Origin of the sequence: Micromonospora sp. NPDC001898, assembly GCF_042891255.1 — a bacterium.
Lineage (GTDB): Bacteria > Actinomycetota > Actinomycetes > Mycobacteriales > Micromonosporaceae > Micromonospora.
On sequence record NZ_JBIATC010000003.1, the window covers coordinates 271,865 to 291,051 of the forward strand.

17 protein-coding genes are annotated in these 19,187 nt (G+C 74.8%); 3 read left to right on the top strand and 14 right to left on the bottom strand.

From position 1 onward, the window contains the following. Positions 1 to 66: 66 nt before the first annotated feature. On the top strand, positions 67 to 621 hold the full coding sequence (locus ACFYZF_RS09105) for a low molecular weight phosphatase family protein (protein ID WP_387017480.1): 555 nt from the start codon (positions 67 to 69) through the stop codon (positions 619 to 621). On the opposite strand, the gene ACFYZF_RS09110 is transcribed toward ACFYZF_RS09105, so the two are convergent. The 10 genes from ACFYZF_RS09110 to ACFYZF_RS09155 form a co-directional block, all read right to left on the bottom strand. Further along, the gene (locus tag ACFYZF_RS09110) at positions 602 to 2,074 is read right to left on the bottom strand and encodes a polysaccharide biosynthesis tyrosine autokinase (protein ID WP_387017482.1); all 1,473 of its coding nucleotides are present in this window, start codon (positions 2,072 to 2,074) and stop codon (positions 602 to 604) included. The two genes, ACFYZF_RS09105 and ACFYZF_RS09110, sit on opposite strands and share 20 nt — an antisense overlap. Positions 2,075 to 2,510: 436 nt before the next feature. Next, complete coding sequence (locus ACFYZF_RS09115) at positions 2,511 to 2,717, bottom strand: hypothetical protein (protein ID WP_387017484.1); 207 nt, start codon at positions 2,715 to 2,717, stop codon at positions 2,511 to 2,513. 223 nt (positions 2,718 to 2,940) lie between these two features. Further along, positions 2,941 to 3,258: a DUF1622 domain-containing protein gene (locus ACFYZF_RS09120; protein WP_387018378.1), complete on the bottom strand. Its 318-nt coding sequence runs from the start codon at positions 3,256 to 3,258 to the stop codon at positions 2,941 to 2,943. A gap of 74 nt (positions 3,259 to 3,332) precedes the next feature. Next, positions 3,333 to 3,920: a TMEM165/GDT1 family protein gene (locus ACFYZF_RS09125; protein ID WP_387017485.1), complete on the bottom strand. Its 588-nt coding sequence runs from the start codon at positions 3,918 to 3,920 to the stop codon at positions 3,333 to 3,335. 261 nt (positions 3,921 to 4,181) lie between these two features. Next, on the bottom strand, positions 4,182 to 5,147 hold the full coding sequence (egtD, locus tag ACFYZF_RS09130; protein ID WP_387017487.1) for an L-histidine N(alpha)-methyltransferase: 966 nt from the start codon (positions 5,145 to 5,147) through the stop codon (positions 4,182 to 4,184). Then, positions 5,147 to 5,953 (bottom strand): ergothioneine biosynthesis protein EgtC, encoded by an 807-nt coding sequence (gene egtC / locus ACFYZF_RS09135; protein ID WP_387017489.1) that lies wholly within the window; start codon positions 5,951 to 5,953, stop codon positions 5,147 to 5,149. Before egtC ends, egtD begins: the two co-directional genes overlap by 1 nt. Before the next feature lie 73 nt (positions 5,954 to 6,026). Next, a complete protein-coding gene (gene egtB / locus ACFYZF_RS09140) occupies positions 6,027 to 7,358 on the bottom strand; it encodes an ergothioneine biosynthesis protein EgtB (RefSeq protein ID WP_387017491.1) in 1,332 nt (443 codons plus the stop codon). Further along, positions 7,355 to 8,590 carry an ergothioneine biosynthesis glutamate--cysteine ligase EgtA gene (gene egtA, locus ACFYZF_RS09145; protein WP_387017492.1) on the bottom strand — a complete coding sequence of 412 codons (1,236 nt, stop codon included), beginning with the start codon at positions 8,588 to 8,590 and terminating at the stop codon, positions 7,355 to 7,357. Before egtA ends, egtB begins: the two co-directional genes overlap by 4 nt. Positions 8,591 to 8,793: 203 nt before the next feature. After that, a complete protein-coding gene (locus tag ACFYZF_RS09150; protein WP_387017493.1) occupies positions 8,794 to 9,717 on the bottom strand; it encodes a hypothetical protein in 924 nt (307 codons plus the stop codon). Beyond that, positions 9,714 to 10,361 (bottom strand): RNA polymerase sigma factor, encoded by a 648-nt coding sequence (locus ACFYZF_RS09155; protein ID WP_387017495.1) that lies wholly within the window; start codon positions 10,359 to 10,361, stop codon positions 9,714 to 9,716. The genes ACFYZF_RS09150 and ACFYZF_RS09155 overlap by 4 nt, the downstream gene beginning before the upstream one ends. A 537-nt stretch (positions 10,362 to 10,898) precedes the next feature. Here ACFYZF_RS09155 and ACFYZF_RS09160 point away from each other — a divergent pair. Together ACFYZF_RS09160 and ACFYZF_RS09165 are read left to right on the top strand one after the other, a co-directional pair. Further along, positions 10,899 to 12,293 carry a protein kinase gene (locus tag ACFYZF_RS09160; protein WP_387017497.1) on the top strand — a complete coding sequence of 465 codons (1,395 nt, stop codon included), beginning with the start codon at positions 10,899 to 10,901 and terminating at the stop codon, positions 12,291 to 12,293. 150 nt (positions 12,294 to 12,443) lie between these two features. Next, positions 12,444 to 13,706, top strand: coding sequence for a nucleotide sugar dehydrogenase (locus ACFYZF_RS09165; protein WP_387017499.1), 1,263 nt, complete (start codon positions 12,444 to 12,446; stop codon positions 13,704 to 13,706). A 49-nt stretch (positions 13,707 to 13,755) separates the two neighbouring features. Here ACFYZF_RS09165 and ACFYZF_RS09170 read toward each other — a convergent pair whose 3' ends face one another. The 4 genes from ACFYZF_RS09170 to ACFYZF_RS09185 all read right to left on the bottom strand — a co-directional run bounded on the left by ACFYZF_RS09170 (position 13,756) and on the right by ACFYZF_RS09185 (position 19,051). Continuing rightward, positions 13,756 to 16,236: an ABC transporter permease gene (locus ACFYZF_RS09170; protein ID WP_387017501.1), complete on the bottom strand. Its 2,481-nt coding sequence runs from the start codon at positions 16,234 to 16,236 to the stop codon at positions 13,756 to 13,758. Then, positions 16,233 to 16,961 (bottom strand): ABC transporter ATP-binding protein, encoded by a 729-nt coding sequence (locus tag ACFYZF_RS09175; RefSeq protein ID WP_387018381.1) that lies wholly within the window; start codon positions 16,959 to 16,961, stop codon positions 16,233 to 16,235. Before ACFYZF_RS09175 ends, ACFYZF_RS09170 begins: the two co-directional genes overlap by 4 nt. Before the next feature lie 204 nt (positions 16,962 to 17,165). Next, a complete protein-coding gene (locus ACFYZF_RS09180) occupies positions 17,166 to 17,831 on the bottom strand; it encodes a response regulator transcription factor (protein ID WP_350888027.1) in 666 nt (221 codons plus the stop codon). Continuing rightward, positions 17,828 to 19,051: a sensor histidine kinase gene (locus tag ACFYZF_RS09185; protein WP_387017503.1), complete on the bottom strand. Its 1,224-nt coding sequence runs from the start codon at positions 19,049 to 19,051 to the stop codon at positions 17,828 to 17,830. Before ACFYZF_RS09185 ends, ACFYZF_RS09180 begins: the two co-directional genes overlap by 4 nt. Between the last annotated feature and the right edge of the window lie 136 nt (positions 19,052 to 19,187).

Below are 19,187 nucleotides of genomic sequence, written 5' to 3' on the forward strand. Positions count from 1 at the left end.
GCCGCCTCGGCCGGTGCCGGCACAGCGTCGGGCCGACGCACGACCAGACCGCTGGGGGAGTCTCCGATGGCCGACCGGATCCTGTTCGTCTGCCACGCCAACATGTGCCGCTCGCCGATGGCCGAGTACCTGGCCGGCTGGCTGCTGGCGAAGCTGCCGGTCGAGGTGGCCAGCGCCGGCACGGCCGCCGTGGACGGCCGGCCGATGCACCCGTACGCGGCGCAGGTGGCCGCCGGGACCGGCCGCGATCCGGCGGCGTTCCGCAGCCGGGCGCTGACCGCCGGCCAGTTGGCCGACGCCGCGCTGGTGCTGACCGCGACCCGTCGCCAGCGGGCGGCCTGCGTGTCGCTGGCCCCCGCCGCACTGCACCGCGTGTTCACCCTGCGCCAGTTCGGTCGGCTCGCCGGGCTGGCCGACGCGCCGGACACCACGGACGCCGGGGCGCTGCGCGCGGCGGCGCGGGCGGCGGCCCAGGCCCGGGGGCGGTTGCAGCCGACCACCACGGCCGAGGACGACCTCGTCGACCCGATCGGTGGCACGCCACTGGACTTCCGGCGCTGCGCGCAGGAGATCGAGCGGTCGTTGACACCGGTCACGGCGCTCATCGAGGCAGCCGGGTGAGTTCCTGCGTCGGGTCGGCGGCCCGCTCCTGACCGACGAACCCGCTGCTGGGGGCCGCCGCCGGCTTGCCCACCCGCCCGGCCGGGGCGGCGACGGGCGCGGGAGGCACGTCGATCCGGTAGCTCTCGTACTGGTCGGTCTCGGCGCGGCCGAGCTTGGCCATGTTGAGCACGCAGCCGAGCAGCCGGACGGAGACCGACTGGAGCGCCTGAGCGGCGGCGGCGATCTGGCCCCGGTCGGTACGCCCGTACCGGCTGACCACCAGCGCCCCGTCGGCCTGGACGGCCACGACGACGCCATCGGTGACGGTCCGCAGCGGGGCGGTGTCGATGACGACGATGTCCGCCGATTCCCGCAGCACCAGCAGCAGGTCCGCCATCGCCTTGGAGCCCAGCAGCTCGCTGGGGTTGGGCGGGACCGAGCCGGCGGGCAGCACCAGCAGGGACTTGTCGCCCCATCGCTGCACCACGTCCCCCACGCTGACGTCGCCCAGCAGCACGTCGGTCAGCCCGACGCTCGCCTCCAGGTTCAGGTACTCGGCCACCTTCGGCCGGCGCAGATCGGCGTCGACCAGGGCGACCCGCCAGCCGGCCTCGGCGAGCGCGATGGCCAGGTTGCAGGAGAGGGTGGTCTTGCCCTCCCCCTGCAACGCGCTGGTCACGGCGATGACCCGGGCCGGCTCGTGGACGTCGACGAAGCGCAGGTTCGTCCGCAGCTTGCGGACCGCCTCGGCGCGCGGCGAACTGGCCGCGTCCCCGACGATCAGCGGCGCGGTGCGCGCGGTGGGGTCGAACGGGATCTCACCGAGCAGCGGGCTGCCGGTGGCGCGTTGGAGGCCGACCGCGTCCCGCAGCCGGTTGTCGAACCGGGTCCGGAGCACGGCCAGGCCGAAGCCGACGAGCAGGCCGGCGAGCGCGCCGACGGAGAGGTTGAGCGGCGGCTTGGGCGACACCGGTGCGGAGCTGACCCGGGGTCCGCTGATCACCTCCACCTTGATCGGGGCGGTCCGCCCCTCGGGGGGTGTCTCCACCGCCTTGACCAGCTCGACGAACTGGGCGGAGACCGCCTCGGTCAGCCGCAGCGCCCGCGTCGCGTCGGTGTCGGTGACGGTGCCGCGCAACAGGACGGTGTCGGGGACGGTGCTGGCGCCGATCCTGGCCTGCACCTCCTCCGCGGTGAGCCCGATCGGGTTCTTCGCCACGACGCTCTGCGCCAGCCGGTCGCTCTTCAGCAGGTCGGCGTACGACTTGACGCGCTGCTGCATGAAGATGCCGCCCTGGTACGCCTCACTGACCCCCTGGTTGGGGACGGTGACGAAGTAGGTCACCGAGGCGACGTACCGGGGCTTCGTCTGGACCGTGACCAGAGCGGCAACTCCGAGACTCACCATGACGGCGAGCAGGACCAGCCACCAGCTGCGTCGGACGGCCCGGAGGTAATCACGAACGTCCATCAGCCGGGAAGCCCCCGTCCGGTCCGTGCGGTCGACTTGTCAAGCACAAGAGCTCCTCAGCAGTCACGGGGCGGTCACCGGCTCCGACACCCCCACCCAGCGCATTCGGCTCCACCGACTGTAGAGGATGTAAGCGGTCAAATGCCGCAAACGGCCCATTCGACAAGACATCGCCATTAATAGGGCCGCACGCATCGCCGAATTCGTTCGGAACAACTGCCCCGGGACCCGGGAAGTGACGTACGACCCGGCGGACGGGTGTCGCTCGGCGGCCCGCCGGGGCAGGGCGGCTGGCAACGGCGGTCCGGGAGCCAGCCGGCGGACGGCCAGCCCGGGGCAGCCCGGGGCGGGGCCGGCCACCCCTCGCGACGCGGCGGGCCCGCCTCCCGGGTGCGGCGGTGGGGCCGGCCGACTGCCGTTGCCCCCACCGGTGGACTCAGCGTCGGCGCTCGGCCGGCTCGTCCTCCTCGGACTGCTCGGTCTCCTCGCTGATCGCCTCGTTGAACGGCTCGGTGAGGTCATCGCCCGGGACGGCCACCTCCTCGGCGAGGTCCTGCTCGTCGGGCCGCCCGCCGGGTTGCGGCTGGGGCGCGGTGGCGCCACCGGCGAAACCGTACTCGTTGGGCTCATCGTGCCGGCTCATACCGTCATCCTCCCGATTGATCCGCTTTGTCTCCCGTGCCCCACGGTAGGCCGTGATCTTCCTCGGCGCAGCGCGCTGCGGATTGTCGACACGACACCGACCCGACCGGGCACCCGTCAGCGGGCCGGAGCCCGGCGGGTGCCTCGAATCGAAACGGGAGACGGCGGGTGACCGGGCCGCCGGATGGCCGGCGAGCGGGACCGCAGGCGACGACGCGGCGCGGTCATCGACCCGGGGTCACCTGTCGCTGCTCCTGGGCGATCTCACGACGCAGGAAGAAGTTCAGCGCGGTCCGGATGGTGGCGATGGCCGCGAGCTGACCTATCTGGTCGAAGGTCGGCGACACGGCGGTGCGCAGGATGTCGGCGGCGAGCTGGAACTCCAGCCCGAGGACGAGGAACCGGCCCAGGGAGAGCCGGATGGGGGTGAAGACGGCGGCGCTGCGGTGGCGCAGTCCCTCGACCACGAACCGCAGCGCCGCCCAGGCCGCGCCGACGAAGATCACCAGCGCGCCCGTGACCTCCACCAGGGCGACCAGCATTTGGTCGCCCTGGCGCAGGAATTCCTCCCACCTCACCCCGGGCCGTTACCCGCCCCGGCAGGCGGTAGTCGGGATCAGTTCAGCTCGGCGACGGCCTCGAAGATGAGCCAGAGACCGCAGATGGCGAAGAGCACCGCCGCGCCGTACCGGATGGTGCGCTCCGGCAGGTGCCGGCCGAGCATCCGGCCGACGACGATCGCCAGCGCGTCCGCGGCCACCATGCCGATCGTCGAGCCCAGCCAGGTGCCGAACCAGCCGTACTTGGTGGCCAGGGTGATGGTGGCCAGCATCGTCTTGTCACCCAGCTCGGCGAGGAAGAACGCGACGCCGACGGCGAAGATGGCGGACTTGCCGCTCCGCTCGGCCTTGCGCTTCTCCTCCTCGGTGAGCTTGTCGCCGCGCAGCGTCCACGCGCCGAAGCCGAGGAACGCGATGCCGGCGATGAGGGAGATCCACCCGGTGGGCAGGGCGGCACCCAGCCCGTATCCGATGGCCACCGAGGCCAGGTGGACGAGGGCGGTGGCGATCGTGATACCGATCAGCACCGGGACCGTCTTGAACCGCGTGGCGAACGTCAGCGCCATGAGCTGGGACTTGTCGCCCAGCTCGGCGACGAAGATGACGCCGAAGCTGACGACCAGCGCGACGAGGAAACCTTCCATGACACCCTTCCCGATGGTGCCGGGCCGGGGTATGGGGCGCCCTCGACCCGGCTGTTGTGCACAGCCTGGGTCGAAGGTCTCGCCCGCCCCACCTCAGGTGGGGCCGCGTGGCCGGATGCGGAACGCACCAGCGTGTCGACCACGACATTGGGGGCTACTCCCCTTCGCCCCGGCAGCCTAGCCGATCGGCGCGGCCGGGGGCCGACGCGGGTGGACGGCGTCCCCCGGGTCGGGCCTGCTGCGTCCCCCGCGTCCAGCGGCTCAGTCGGCGCGGGCCAGGGTCACGCCGAACAGGCCGTCGGTGTCGGTCCAGAACTCGTGGACGGTGAAGCCGGCGGTGGCCAGCTCCGCCGCGATCCCCTCCGGGCGGAACTTCGCCGACACCTCGGTGCGCAGCTCCTCCCCCGCCGCGAACGCCACGTCCAGGTCGAGCACCCGGACCCGCTGCGGACGCTCGGCGCGCAGCCGCATCTCGATCCACTCCCGCTCCGGGTCCCAGAGCGCGACGTGGGTGAACGCCTCCGGATCGAAGTCGGCGCCCAGTTCCCGGTTGACCACCCGCAGCACGTTGCGGTTGAACTCGGCGGTCACCCCGGCCGCGTCGTCGTACGCGGGGACGATCACCGCCGGGTCCTTGACCAGGTCGGTGCCGAGGAGCAGCCAGTCGCCGGGCTCCAGGGCCGCGCGCATGCCGGCGAGGAAGCCGGCCCGCTCTGCGGGGAGCAGGTTGCCGATGGTCCCGCCCAGGAAGATCACCAGTCGGCGTCCGCCGGCGGGCAGCCGATCGAGGTGCCTGGTGAAGTCCCCGACGATGCCGCGTACCCGCAGCCCGGGGTAGTCGGCGGCGATCTGCTCGGTGGACTGCCGCAGGGCGCTGACCGACACGTCCAACGGCACGAACGTGCCCAGCCCGCCCCGGCGGGTGAAGGCGTCCAGCAGCAGCCGGGTCTTCTCCGACGAGCCGGAGCCCAGCTCGATCAGCGTCTTCGCCCCGGTCAGTTCGGCGATCTCGCCCGCCCGTTCGGCCAGCACGGACCGCTCGGCCCGGGTCGGGTAGTACTCCGGCAGGCGGGTGATCTCCTCGAACAGCTCGCTGCCCCGGGCGTCGTAGAACCACTTGGGCGGCAGCCACTTCGGTGCTGCGGTCAGCCCGGTCCGCACGTCCTCCCGCAGCCCGCGACCGAGGTCCTGCTCCTCCAGGTAGATCTCCAGCGGTTCGACGCTCATCAGGTGTCCCCCTCCGTCACTCGTGTCGTTTCCCCACCTGCCGGCCGGTCGACGGGTGCGCCCCCGGACAGGGTGTCGACCCGGGCCCCGGCGGTCGTGGCCACCACCAGCCGCCCGTCCGGCACCGCCTGCCAGCCGGGCTCGTCGTCGTGCGGTTCCGAGGCCAGCAGCACCGCGCCGGGGGTCCGCCGCAGCGACAGCGCGTGGCCGGCGACGCTGGCCACGACGGTCCGCCCGTCGGTGAGCAGCAGGTTGAGCCGGGACCCGGGCGCCGCCGCCGCGACCCGCGTCACCGTGTCGGCGACCGCCCGCGCCGGGTCGTCCCCGGCACGCAGCCGGTGCCGTACCAGGGCCCAGAGCAGCGCCGCGTCGGTCGGCGCGTCGAGGGTGAGCAGGTCGCGTACGGGCAGCCGGCCGGCGAGCCCGGTCACCGCGTCCGGCCAGCCGCGGACCACCCCGTTGTGGCTGAACAGCCACGGACCCTCCGCGAACGGCGCGGCGGCGGTGTCGAGCACCGGCATGCCGACGGTGGCCGACCGGACGGCGGCCAGCACCGCGCCGCTGGTGGTGGCCGTGGCCAGCTCCGGCAGCGTCACGTCGCCCCAGATCGGCGTGCCCCGCCGGTAACGCAGCGGCGCGCCGCCGCCGGGCGGGTACCAGCCGACGCCGAAGCCGTCGGCGTTGATCGTCCCGCCGCCGCGCATGTCCCGGGGCGCCCAGGACTGTCGCACCAGGGAGTGCGGCGGGTCGTACAGCAGGGCCCGCAGGCTCACCGGCGGCCCGACGTACGCCAGGTGCCGGCACATCAGGCGGCACCGCCGGTCGGGCCCGCAGCCCCGCCGGACGTCCGCCGGGGCGCGGTCGCCACCGGGTGCGGCGTCACCGGGGTGCTTCCTCCGGCCGGGCGTCGCGGGCGCAGCGGAAGCCGCTGAAGATCTGCCGCCGGATCGGGTAGTCCCAGTTGCGGAACGTCCCCCGGCAGGCCGCCCGGTCGGTGCCGAACGACCCGCCGCGCAGCACCCGGTGGTCCTCGCCGAAGAACACCTCCGAGTACTCCCGGTAGGGGAACGCGGCGAACCCGGGGTACCCCCGGAGAGCGCTGGCGGTCCACTCCCAGACGTCGCCGACGAGCTGGTGCACCCCGAGCGGCGACGCGCCGGCCGGGTACGCGCCCACCGGCGCCGGCCACAGGTGCCGCTGCCCGAGGTTGGCATGCTCGGCGGTCGGGTCCTCGTCGCCCCACGGGTAGCGGCGGGACCGGCCGGTGGCCGGATCCCAGCGGGCGGCCTTCTCCCACTCGGCCTCGGTGGGCAGCCGCCTGCCGGCCCATGCGGCGTACGCCTGCGCCTCGTACCAGCAGACATGCACCACCGGCTCGTCGGCCCGCACCGGGGACCACCGGCCGAACCGCTGGTACGCCCACCCGCCGCCGTCACGCCGCCAGTGCATCGGCGCGGTCAGCCCGGCCTCGGTACGGTGCCGCCAGCCGGCCTCGCTCCACCAGCGCGGGTCGTCGTAGCCGCCGTCGGCCATGAACTCGACGTACCGGCCGTTGCTGACCGGGGCGGCGTCGATGGCGTACGCGGGCAGGCGGACGGTGTGCGCGGGGCGCTCGTTGTCCAGCGCCCACGGGTCGGTGGAGGTGCCCATGGTGAACTCGCCGGCCGGGACGAGGACCTCGTCGGCGACCCGGGCGCGCGGCTCCGGCGGGGGCGGGGCGTGCAGCGCAGGCGGGCCCAGGCGGAGCTGGTGGGTGGCGAGCATGGTCTCGTCGTGCTGCTGCTCGTGCTGGACGATCATGCCGAAGGCGAACCCGTCGGCGACCAGCGGACGGTCGGTGAACGGCACCCGGTCGAGCAGGTCGTGCACCTTGTCCCGGACGGTGGCGAGGTAGGCGCGGGCCTCGGCGGGCGGCAACAGCGGCAGCGCCGGGCGGTCCCGACGGGGCTGCTTGAACGCGTCGTACAGGTCGTCGATGTCCCGCCGGACGGGCTCGCGTCCGCCGACGTCCCGGACCAGCCAGAGTTCCTCCTGGTTACCGACGTGGGCGAGGTCCCACACCAGCGGGGACATGATCGGCGAGTGCTGGCGCATCAGGTCGGCGTCGTCGACGGCCTCGGTGAGCAGGGCCGTCCGCGTCCGGGCGCGCTCCAGCTCGGCGGCGATCCGGTCGCGCAGCCGCTCCGTGCCGAGTTCGTGGATGGTCGTCACCGCGTTCCCCTCTCCGTGGCGGTCAGTCGCCCCCGTAGTGCGTGGGCGGTCTCGGCGTGCAGCGGGGCCGGCAGGTCGAGCTGGGGCAGGGCCGCCAGCGCCAGGTCGAGCAGGCCGGTGGCGGCGCGCGCCAGCGGGGGGTCGGCCAGCCCGTGCCGGGCGGCGACGTCCCACCGGTCGGCCACCGCGGCGGCGACGCTCGCGGCGCGGGCCACCGTCCCGGGGTCGGCGAAGAGCGCGGCCAGCACGGCCAGCGGGAGCCGCCAGTCCGGCCCCGGTTGGGCGTCCAGGTAGCGGATCTCCAGGTACCCGCGGGGCCGGACCACCGGGAACAGGGTGCTCAGGTGGTAGTCCAGGTCGTCCGTGGTGGGCGGGCGGGGCAGCGCGCCGGCGAGCCAGTCGCCGAAGGTAACCCCCGCCGGCGGGGTCCAGTCCGCGTCGTCGTCGCGCAGGCAGAGCAGCGGCGCGGCCAGCGCGTACGTCGTCCAGGCCGCCACCGGGTCGGCGTCGGGCCGGGCCGGGGACCAGACCGGCCGGGTGCGGGCGGGGTCGATGGCCAGCCAGGCCGCCATCCGGGCGGACGCCCAGCCGGTGCGCCGCCCGGCGTGCCGCCCGGCCGTGGCGAACGCGGCGAGCAGCGGCGGGCCGACCGCGTGCGCCGCCGCCCAGCGGGCCGCCACCTGGTCCGGTTCACCCGCGTCGAGGCAGACCTGGAGGCCGGCGGTGCTGTACATCATGGTCCGGCCGGCCGTCCCGCCCCGGTCGAACACGCAGCGCATGGCGCGGTAGCGCGGGGTGTCGACGACCGGGCGCGGTGTCCGGAACGGGTCGATGCCGGTGCGGCCGAGGGCGAGCCCGGCGGCCCGGAGCAGGCCGGTGACCTGGGCGATGTCGGCGTCGGTGGCCTCGATCAGCGCGGCGACCGAGGGTTGCGGCGGGGTGGATATCTCGAGCTGGCCGCCGGGCTCGACGGTCACGGCGCTGCCGTGCCGGAGCGGTGCGGCTGGGCTGGAGTCGTCGATGGTGACGGGGCTGTGTCGCCCCAGCGCCGCCAGCAGCCGTTCCCGGTCGACGGGGAGGGCGGGGTCGGCGGCGTCGTGCACGGTCCATTCCAGTTCGACGCCGGTGTGGGTGGGTGGACCGGTCTTGAAGCAGATCCGGGCGATGTGCCGGGCGGCGTCGGCCGCCTCCCGCAAGCGGGTGTTCCGGTCCAGCTCCGGCGATGTCACCACGAGGCGATTCCTTCCCGCGCTGTCCTTCCCGCGCTGGTTGACTGACGACCACACCGGTGACGGCCGTTTCGTGACCGTGACCGGGTCCGGGCGTCCGGGGTGTACCCATCCTCTGTCTAGCAGACGAAATCCGCTCGTCTTGCCGTAACAGATGTTTCGTCGCCGGTCGTCCCGTCGGGGCGCGAGGTGGCCGTCCGCCCGGGTCAGGACGGGAGCTTCGCCGCGTCCGGGATCTCGCCGCCGGTCGCCTCCGCCGCGTTCCGGTCCGGCCAGCCGGGGTCGGCGGGGCGCCCGGTGGGGACCTGCCCGGAATCCGCTCCGGCCAGCAGATCCTGGCAGAAGCTCTCCACCTCGGCGGCCCCGCCGGCGGCGGCGACCAGGGGCGCGAAGCCGGGCTTCTCCAGCGCCCGTTCCCGCTGGGCCGCCGACTTGGCCAGGTACGCCCGGCACAGCCCCGGCAGTTGGGCGCCGGCGCCTGAGCGGCCCGGGGCGGGGCTGCGGGTGTCGGTGCCCGGCGTCCCGGGCCGGGCCGGGCCGGACGGGCCGGCGCCGGACGGCGTGGCGGTCGGGGCAGGGATGGGGGACGGGGATCCGCCAGGGCCGGATCCGGTGGGGCGGGGCGCGGTGGGTCCGGTGGCGCCCGGGTCTGCGGGGCTGGCCGACGCGGTGGACGGTGCCGGCGGGGCCGGTTTCTCCGCCCGGTCCAGGGTGGACGCCGCGACGGCGGCACCAGCGGTGGCGGTGACGGCCAGCGCGCCGATCCAGGCGACCACACCGACGGTGAGCCGGCGGGGCGTCCGCGCCGGGGCCGACGCCGGGGCCACCCGGGCGGCCCGGAAGGCCGCCAGCGCCGTCTCCTCCCCGGCCAGTTCGCCGGGGCGGGTCGGCCCGGCCGCGGCGGCGAGCAGCCGGGCCAGCGGATCTCCGCCGGGGCTGCCGGGGCCGACGGCGTCCTCCCGGTCGGCGACCCGGCCCCGTCGGGCAACGGCGGCGTCCTCGTGCTGCCCGGCCGGGCCCGGGCGGGGTGCCGCGCCGTTCCGGGCGGCGCAGGCCGCGTCGAGGAGCCGGTCGGACTCGGACCGGTCGGCAGGGTGCCGCCCGGGGCGGTCTGGTTGACGGAAGATCATCGGTGTCCCCTCACGTCACCGTCCGCCGGCTCGACACGCGGCGCGTCCGGGGCCGACCGATCCGTCCGGGGAAGGGGCGGGATGACGGACGGCGTCGCGGCCGGGAGCGGATCGTGACGTTGCACGAGTGCGGCGAGCCGGCGCAGACCGCGATGGGCGGCCGTGCGCACCGCGCCGGCCCGGCAGCCCAGCACCCGGGCGGCGGTCTCAGCGTCCAGGCCGACGACGGCACGCAGCAGCACCGCCTCGGCCTCCCGAGGAGGCAGGGTGGCGATCAGCGCCAGCGCGGCCTCGGTGCCGAGCGTCTCGCCGGCCCGCTCGGCGGTGTCGGCGTCACCGGCCAGGTCGCTGAGCGTCTGCACCGGCACCGGCATCGAGGGCCGCCGGCGCTGGCGGCGCAGATGGTCCATGGCCCGGTTCCGGGCGATGGTGACGGTCCAGGCGCGAAACTCCCCGCCGGTGAAGGTCGGCAGGTCGCGGGAGATCTGCAACCACGTCTCGGAGGCGACGTCCTCCGCCTCGGCCCCGACCAGTGCGGTCAGGTAGCGCAGCAGGCCGGGCTGGAGGCTGCGGTAGAGAAACCGGAAGGCGTCCTCGTCGCCGGCCCGCGCCGCGACGACCGCCTCGTCCAGCTCACCGGCCATGGCTCCGCCGTCCCCGCCGCCCGGTCCCCGAAGACCGGCGTACGCCGACCGCGTCGCACGCGACACCGACCCGGCCCGGCGGCCGGACCTCATCCCGCACCATCAGCCCCCCGCTGACCAGATCGCGCCCGACGCCGGTACGGCGCGTCCGGGCGCAGCACGTGGCACGTCCGCCGACGGAGTGCCGTGCCAACGCCGCCGGGCGGGCTAACGCTAGGAGTGGAGGGTCGGGTGGACAAGGCACGGACTGCCGAAAAAAGAGTGAGAATTATCAACCCGCCTGACCGGCGTGTCGATGTAACACATCCAGGGTCGGCCTACGCGCGAGCCCGCCCGCAAGGGGCGCGGAGCCCCGGTTGATGCAGGCCACGACCCGCTTGACCCACCCACTCGACCAACACTGTCACCAACTGTCGCGAAATGGTCACAGGATATCCGACCCGGGAATCCCGCCGCTGCCCCGTCGCCACGACGGGCCCGTCCGATTGGGCCAGATCACGAGAAGTGCTCCGCGCCGGCTCTGGGTACGGTAGTGCCGTGTTGTCTTCGGGAGTCGTACTCAGCGGTCGGTACCGCCTGGACGACCGTGTCGCCACCGGCGGCATGGGTGACGTCTGGCGGGCCACGGACCAGATCCTCGGCCGCCAGGTCGCGGTGAAGGTCCTGCTTCCGGCGCTGGTCTCCGACCCCGACTTCATCGCCCGGTTCCGGACCGAGGCGCGGATCATGGCCGCCCTGCGGCACCCGGGCATCGTGCAGGTCTACGACTGCGGCGAGGACGACCTGCCCGACGGCGGGCGGGCCGACTACCTGGTCATGGAGTTCGTCGAGGGCCAGCCGTTGTCCCGACGGATCGAGGCGGCCGGGCAGCTCGACGTCGCCGAGACCATGTCGATCGTCGCCCAGGCGGCGCAGGCGCTGCACGCGGCGCACCTCGGCGGCATCGTGCACCGCGACGTCAAGCCGAGCAACCTGCTGGTGCAGGAGGACGGCACCGTCGTGCTGGTCGACTTCGGGGTGGCCCGGTCGACCAACGTCACGAGCATCACCAGCGCCGACGCGGTGCCGGGCACCGCGCTCTACATGGCCCCCGAACAGGCAGCCGGCCGGCCGGTCTCCGGGGCCACCGACATCTACGCGCTCGGCGCCGTGGCGTACTGCTGCCTGACCGGCGGGCCGCCCTTCACCGGGGACAACCCGTTGCAGGTGGCCGTCCGACACCTGGACGACGAGCCGCCGGAGCTGCCGCAGGAGATTCCGGCATCGGTGCGGCAGCTGGTGGGCCGGGCCCTGGCGAAGGATCCGGCAGCGCGGTTCGCCACCGGCGCGGCGATGGCCGAGGCGGCGCGGGCCACCGTCGCGGACGGCTCGGCGCCGACCAGCACCGTGCCGGTCCCGCTGCGCGGTGCCGCTGGCGGTGGCGCCGCCCCGGGCGCCAGCGGCACCACCCGCGACGACCTGTCGCCGGTACGGCGGCCCGCCCCCTCCTCCGCCCGGCGCGGTGCGCGGCGTGGCACCATGCTCGGCGCACTCGCGGCGGTGCTGGTGGCGCTGGCCGGGCTCATCGCCGCCCTAGGCGCGACGCAGAACGAGAACGCCCCCGCGACGAAGTACCAGCCGACCGCCCCGGCTGCCGTCCCGACGCACGGCGACGACTCGGCCGCCACCGAGGAGGCCGCGGTCGACGGGGGTCGCACCGGCCGGCCGGGCCCGCGCCCCTCGGCCCCGGCCAGCCCGACGGCGACCCCGCAGCCGAGCGGGTCGGCCACGCCGAAGCCGTCCAGCACGCCGACGCCGAGCACGCCGGACGACCCGCCGCCCACCACGCCGAGCACGCCGGACGACCCGCCGCCCACCACGGCGAGCACGCCGGCCGACCCGCCGCCCACCACGGCGAGCACGCCGGCCGACCCGCCCGTCCTGAACGGCTGAGTCCGCGCACCGGCCGACCCCGGTCCGGATGACCCGTCCGGCCGGGGTCGCGGCTTTCCCACCGGCCCCGTCATCCCCAAATCGGACTTTAAACGCAGATACTCACTTACGCTGACGAGGATGCATGTTCCGTCGTCTGCGGGAGCACGGGTGAGCGCTGAGAAGTTGGTCGTCATCGGCCAGGGATACGTCGGCCTGCCGCTGGCCGTACGGGCGGTCGAGGCGGGAATGGACGTCGTCGGCCTCGACGTCGACGCCGACCGGGTCAAGCGGCTCGCCTCCGGCGAGTCCTTCGTCGAGGACATCCCGACCGACCGGCTCGGCCGCGCGCTGGGCAGCGGCCGGTACCGGCCGAGCACGGAGTACACCGAGGCCGAGGGCTTCGACGTCTGCGTGATCACCGTGCCCACCCCGCTGCGCGACGGCGTCCCCGACCTGAGCTTCGTCGAACAGGCCGGAGTGGGCATCGGCCCGTACGTGCGGCCGGGCTGCGTGGTGGTCCTGGAGTCGACCACCTATCCGGGCACCACCGAGGAGCTGCTCCGACCGCTGCTGGAGTCGGCCAGCGGGCTGACCAGCCCCGGCGACTTCCACCTCGGCTACAGCCCCGAGCGGATCGACCCCGGCAACCCCACCTGGAAACTGGAGAACACCCCGAAGGTGGTCTCCGGGGTGGACGCGGAGTCCCGCGACCGGGTCGACGGGTTCTACCGCCGGCTGGTCGAGCGGACCGTGCCGGTGGACTCCACCCGGGTCGCCGAGCTGACCAAACTGATCGAGAACACCTTCCGCCAGGTCAACATCGCGCTGATCAACGAGCTGACGATGCTCAGCCACCACCTCGATATCGACGTGTGGCAGGCGATCGAGGCGGCCGAGACCAAACCGTTCGGGTTCATGCCGTTCCGCCCCGGGCCGGGGGTCGGCGGGCACTGTCTGCCGATCGACCCGTGCTACCTGTCCTGGCAGGTCAAGCGGCGGCTGGGGCGTCAGTTCCGGTTCATCGAGCTGGCCAACGACGTCAACCACGAGATGCCCGAGCACGTCGCCCAGCGGATCATGGGCGGGCTGAACCGGGTCGGCCGCGCGGTCAACGGAGCGCGGCTGCTGCTGCTCGGGCTGGCGTACAAGCCGAACACCGGGGACATGCGGGACTCCCCCGCCGTCGACGTGGCCCGCCGCCTACAGGCCCTCGGCGCGGACGTGCGCGCCGTCGAGCCGTACGCCGAGCCGCATCACGTGCCCGCCGGGGTGACCGTGGTCGGGCTGACCGAGCACGAGGTCCGACAGGCCGACGCGGTGGTCGTGGTGACCGACCACGACTGCCTCGACTACGACCTGGTGGTGCGGCACGCCCGGTACGTCTTCGACACCCGCAACCGGTGCCACGGCCCGGCCGTCGAGCGGCTCTGAACGAGGGATCGTTTCGGGGCCCCCGCCTGCGGGCGGGGGCCCCGAAACGTCACTCGGCGCCGAGGGACTCCACGACCGGTCGGGCCAGGGCCCGACGGGCCGGGAGGACGGATGCGGCGAGCGCGGCGAGCACCGCCACCCCGAGGATCAGCCCGAGCTGCCCCCACGGCATGACCAGCGCGAAGTCGCCGCCCAGGCGGGCGACCACGGCCATCGCCCCGGCGCTGACCCCGACGCCGAGGCCCACCCCGAGCACCGCGCCGACCAGCGCCATCAGCACCGCCTCCACGGCGAGCATGGCGCGCATCCGGCCCCGGGTCAGCCCGACCGCGCGCAGCACCGCGTTCTCCCGGGTCCGCTCCACCACCGACAGGCTCAGCGTGTTGGCGACCCCGACCAGCGCGATCACCACGGCCAGGCCGAGCAGCGCGGTGACGAACGCCAGCAGCATGTCGACCGTGCCGGTGAGCATCTTCTTGTACGCCGCCTGATCCATCAGGTTCACCGTCGGGTAGCGGGTCACCACCGACTCGACGGCCCCCCGGGCCCGCTCGGCGGGCACCCCGGCGGCCGGGTCGACCTCGACGAGGTAGCCGCGCTCGGCCGGGAAGAGGCGGGTGAAGTCGGCGTCGACCACATCGACCATGTGCCCGGCCGGGACCGGGCTGCCGGCCAGCAACGGGCCGTCGGCGACGACGACGGCGGCGACCTCGAACGGCCGCCCGGCCAGGGTGACGGTGTCGCCGACCGCCCAGCCCTTCGCCCGGGCCAGCTCCCGGTGCACCAGCACCCGGCCCGGGCCGAGCCGGCCCGCGTCGCCGGCGTCCACGGCGGTCAGGGTGCGCCCGACCAACGCCGGGTGGGCGGACCGCAGCTCGACCCCGCCGCTGACCCGGCTGCGCTGCTCGTGCACGACGCCCAGCTCGGCGCGGGCGGCCAGCTCGTCCGCGAGGTCCGGCGGCAGACCCCCGCCGATGCCGGTGACCAGGAAGTCCACCCCGATCTGCTGGTCCACTGCCCGCTCGATGCCGGTCTTGACGCTGCGCGCCCCGACCACGAAAGCGGACACCAGCCCGATGCCGATGACCAGCGCGGTGGCGGTGGCGGCGATCCGGCGCGGGTTGCGCACCGCGTTCGCCACGGCCAGCCCGGCGGTCGCCCCGAACAGCCGGCGTGCCGGCCAGCCGAGCACCCGCACCAGCGCCGGCACCAGCACCGGGCCGAACAGCACGATGCCGAAGAAGGTGAGCACCCCGCCCGCCGCGACCAGCGGCACCTGGCCGCTGCTCCCCGCCGCCACCAGCGCGGCCACCCCCGAGCCAAAGACCAGCGCGCCGGCCGCCAGCCGGACCCGGCCGGCCCGGCGGGTGGGCTGCACCGCCGCGTCGGTGAGCGCGGCCACCGGCGCGATCCGGGTGCCCCGCCAGGCCGGCACGGCGGCGGCCCCGACGGTGAGGGCGGTGCCCAGCAGCAGGCAGGTCAGCACGGTCGACGCGGTGACGGCGAGCCCGCCGGAGACGGGCACGTCGAACGCGGACATCAGCGCGTCCATCCCGACGGCGAGGCCGGTCCCGGCGGCCACCCCGAGCGCGGAGGCGACCAGCCCGGTCACCGCCGCCTCCAGCAGCATCGCCCGGAACACCTGCCCCCGGGTCGCGCCGACCAGCCGCAGCAGGGCGGTGCTCCGGGTGCGCTGGGCGAGCATGATGGCAAAGGTGTTGGCGATGACGAAGCCGGCCACCACCACGGAGATTCCGGCGAAGGTGAGCAGGAACAGGTTGAACTGCTCCAGGTCGCGTACGGCGTCCTCGACGGCGGCGTCGAGGATCTCCTGCCGGTCCTTCACGGTCACGCCGGCACCGGTCACCGCCGCCAGCCGGTCGGCCAGCTCCGCCGCCGGCACGCCGGGCGCGGCGGCCACCATGATCCGCCCGTAGCCCTTCTCCGCGGCGACGGCGAGGGCGTCGGGCCCGGCCAGGCCGATGAACGGCCCGCCGACGTCCCGGGAGGTGCCGGCCACGTCGACCGTGCCGACCAGGGTGTACGGGCGGGCCGCTCCCCCGCTGCCGCCCACGTTCACCGGTGACCCGAGCGTGAACCCCTCCTCGGCCACCGTCGGCGCGTCGAGCACCAGCTCACCGGGGCGCTGCGGGAGCCGCCCGGCCACCACGTCGTACGACTGGAGGGCCGGGTCGGTGGGGATCGCGGCGAGGACGGCGAAGCCGAGCACGGGCCGGCCGTCGGAGCCGACCACCCCGGCGGTGCCGGTCAGTTCCCCGTCGGCGGCGCGTACCCCGTCGACCGCGCGCACCTTCTCGACCAGCGCGGGAGGGATCGGGGTCCGCTCGGCGTACACGGCGAGGTCGGTGTGCCGGTCGAAGGTGCCGGCCCGGTCGTACGCGCCCTGTCTCATCCCGTCGGTGAAGATCAGGGTGCCGGCGACGAAGGCGACGCCGAGCACCACGGCCAGCGAGGAGAGCATCAGCCGCAGGGTGTCGGCGCGCATCATGCGCAGGGTCAGCCGGATCATCGAGGGCCCCCCGCGGCGCCGGCCGGGGCCGGGTCGAGGCGGGCGAGGGCGTCGAGGACCGCCTCGGCGGTCGGCGCGGTCAGCTCGCGGACCAGCCGGCCGTCGGCGAGGAACACGACCCGGTCGGCGTGGCTCGCGGCGACCGGGTCGTGGGTCACCATCACCACGGTCTGGCCGAGGGTGTCGACGGCCTCGCGGAGCAGCCGCAGCACCTCCGCGCCGGAGCGGGAGTCGAGGTTGCCGGTCGGCTCGTCGGCGAAGATCACCCACGGCTTGGTGATCAGGGCGCGGGCGACGGCGACCCGCTGCTGCTGGCCGCCGGAGAGCTCGGCGGGCCGGTGCCGCAGCCGGTCGGTCAGCCCGACGGCGGCGACCACCTGACGCAGCCAGCCCGGGTCGGGGCGACGGCCGGCGATGGCCAGCGGCAGCACGATGTTCTCCTCGGCCGTCAGCGCGGGCAGCAGGTTGAACTTCTGGAAGACGAAGCCGACCCGGTCCCGGCGCAGCAGGGTCAGCCGCTTGTCGTCGAGCCGTCCGGTGTCGGCGTCGCCGATGCGTACCGTGCCGGCGCTGGGCCGGTCGAGGCCGGCAAGGCAGTGCATCAGGGTGGACTTGCCGGAGCCGGACGGGCCCATGATGGCGGTGAACCGGCCGGCGGCGAAGTCGACGTCGACGCCGTCGAGGGCGACGACCCGCGCCTGACCGGCGCCGTACTCCTTGCGCAGGCCCCGGGCGGTGACCGCGACGCCGGAGGCGGCGAACGCGGGAGGTGGTACGGACACGTGGTGCTCCCCGTGAAGACGGCGGCTGGGACGTCTCCGACGCTATGGGCGGCACCGGCCGACCCGCGTCCACCCGCGCGCTCGACCTCGGTGCGCCCAGGGGTGCGCCGCCCGGGACGGCGGGTACGACCTGGGTCGTACCCGCCGTCAGCCCCCGGGGGTGACCAGGCCGCTCTCGTACGCCAGCACCACCGCCTGGACCCGGTCGCGGAGCTGGAGCTTGGCCAGGATCCGCCCGACGTGGGTCTTCACGGTCGCCTCGGCGACGTGCACCCGGGCGGCGATCTCGGCGTTGGACAGGCCCTGCGCCACCAGCAGCAGGATCTCCCGCTCCCGCTCGGTGAGCTGGGTCAGCCGGGGGTCCCCGGTGGGGCCGGGGCCGAGCTGGCCGGCGAACCGTTCCAGCAGCCGGCGGGTGATCGGCGGGGCGACCACCGAGTCGCCCTCGGCCACCACGCGGATCGCGGCCAGCAGCTCCTCCGGGGGAACGCTCTTCAGCAGGAACCCGCTCGCCCCGGCCTGGAGCGCGGCGAACGCGTCGGACTCGGTGTCGAAGGTCGTCAGGACCAGCACCCGGGGGGTGCGCCCGGGGCGGCCTGCGCAGATCCGCCGGGTCGCCTCCACCCCGTCCATGGTCGGCATCCGGATGTCCATCACCACCACGTCGGCCTCGATGCGGTCGAGCACCCGCAGCGCGTCCGCGCCGTCGATGGCCTCACCGACCACGGTCAGGTCCGACTGGGAGTCCAGCACCATCCGGAATCCCGCCCGCACCAGCGCCTGGTCGTCCACGATCACCACGCGGATCGTCATGCCGCCACCTCCGTCCCGGTGCTCGACGGTAGCGGCAGCCGCACCTCGACCTGCCACCCCCCGGCCAGCCTGGGACCGGCGGTGAGGCTGCCGTCGTACACCGTCACCCGTTCGCGCATGCCGACCAGGCCGTGGCCGCCGGAGGGCGCGGGCCGGACCACCGGCCGACCGCGACCGTCGTCGGCGGCCCGGACCACGACGGCGCCGGGCGGGTGGTCCATGCCCAGCGTGACCGTCGCACCGACCCCGGCGTGCTTGAGGGCGTTGGTCAGCGCCTCCTGCACCACCCGGTACACGGTCAGCTCCAGGCCGGGCGGCAGCGCCGGGGGCTCGCCGGTGACCGTCCAGTCGATGCGCAGCCCGGCGGCGCGGAACCGGTCCAGCAGGTCGGGCAGCCCCACCAGCGCCGGTCGCCGGTGCACCGGTTCCGCCGACAGGCCCGGGGGCCCCGCGCCGTCCGTCCCGGCCGCCGGGTCGGGCGCGGTCGGCTCCCGCAGTACGCCCACCAGGCGGCGCATCTCCTCCAGCGCCTGCCGGCCGGTGTCGGCGACCACCTTCACCGCCTCCCGGGCGGTCTCCGGGTCCCGGTCGAACATGTACCGCGCCCCGTCGGCCTGCACGATCATGACGGCCATGCTGTGCGCCACCACGTCGTGCAGCTCCCGGGCGATCCGGGTGCGCTCCTCGGCCACCGCCGCCCGCGACTCGGCCTCCCGCTCGCGCTCCAGGGTGGTGGCCCGCTCCTCCAGGCTGAACACGTAGAGCCGGCGGGTGCGCACGTTGAGGCCCATCAACCAGACCGCGCCGGTGACCAGGCCGAACCAGATCGCCGTGGCCCACCAGGCGGCCGTGCCCTGCATCTGGGCCGCGCCCAGCACCACCCCGACGGCGGCGACGATCCCGGCGACGATGCCGTCGCGCAGCCGCTCGGCGTACTTCACGACGCTGTACAGGGCGATCAGCACAGCGACGTCGAAGGCCAGCGGTCCCCAGCCGGCGACCACCTGGACCAGGGCGAGCACGGCGATGGTCGCCGTCGCCGCCGACGGGTGGGTGCGCCGGAACAGCAGCGCCACGGCCATCGCCGCGCCGACGCCGGTGCCCCACCACCCGCCGGACTGGTTGGCCGCGCCGGCGAGGCCGAACAGCACCACGAAACCGGAGACCGCCACGTCGAAGGCCACGCTGCGCAGCGGCCGGCCGAACAGGATCCGCTTCACGGTCACCCAGCGTACGGGCCGGCGGGTGGGGCGCGAACGGGTAGGCGTACAGGAGCGTCGCGGGCCGCCGTTGATACACAATCACGCGTGACTATTTGATTCATGTTCCGCCGTATCCGGGAATTACCACCTCCCC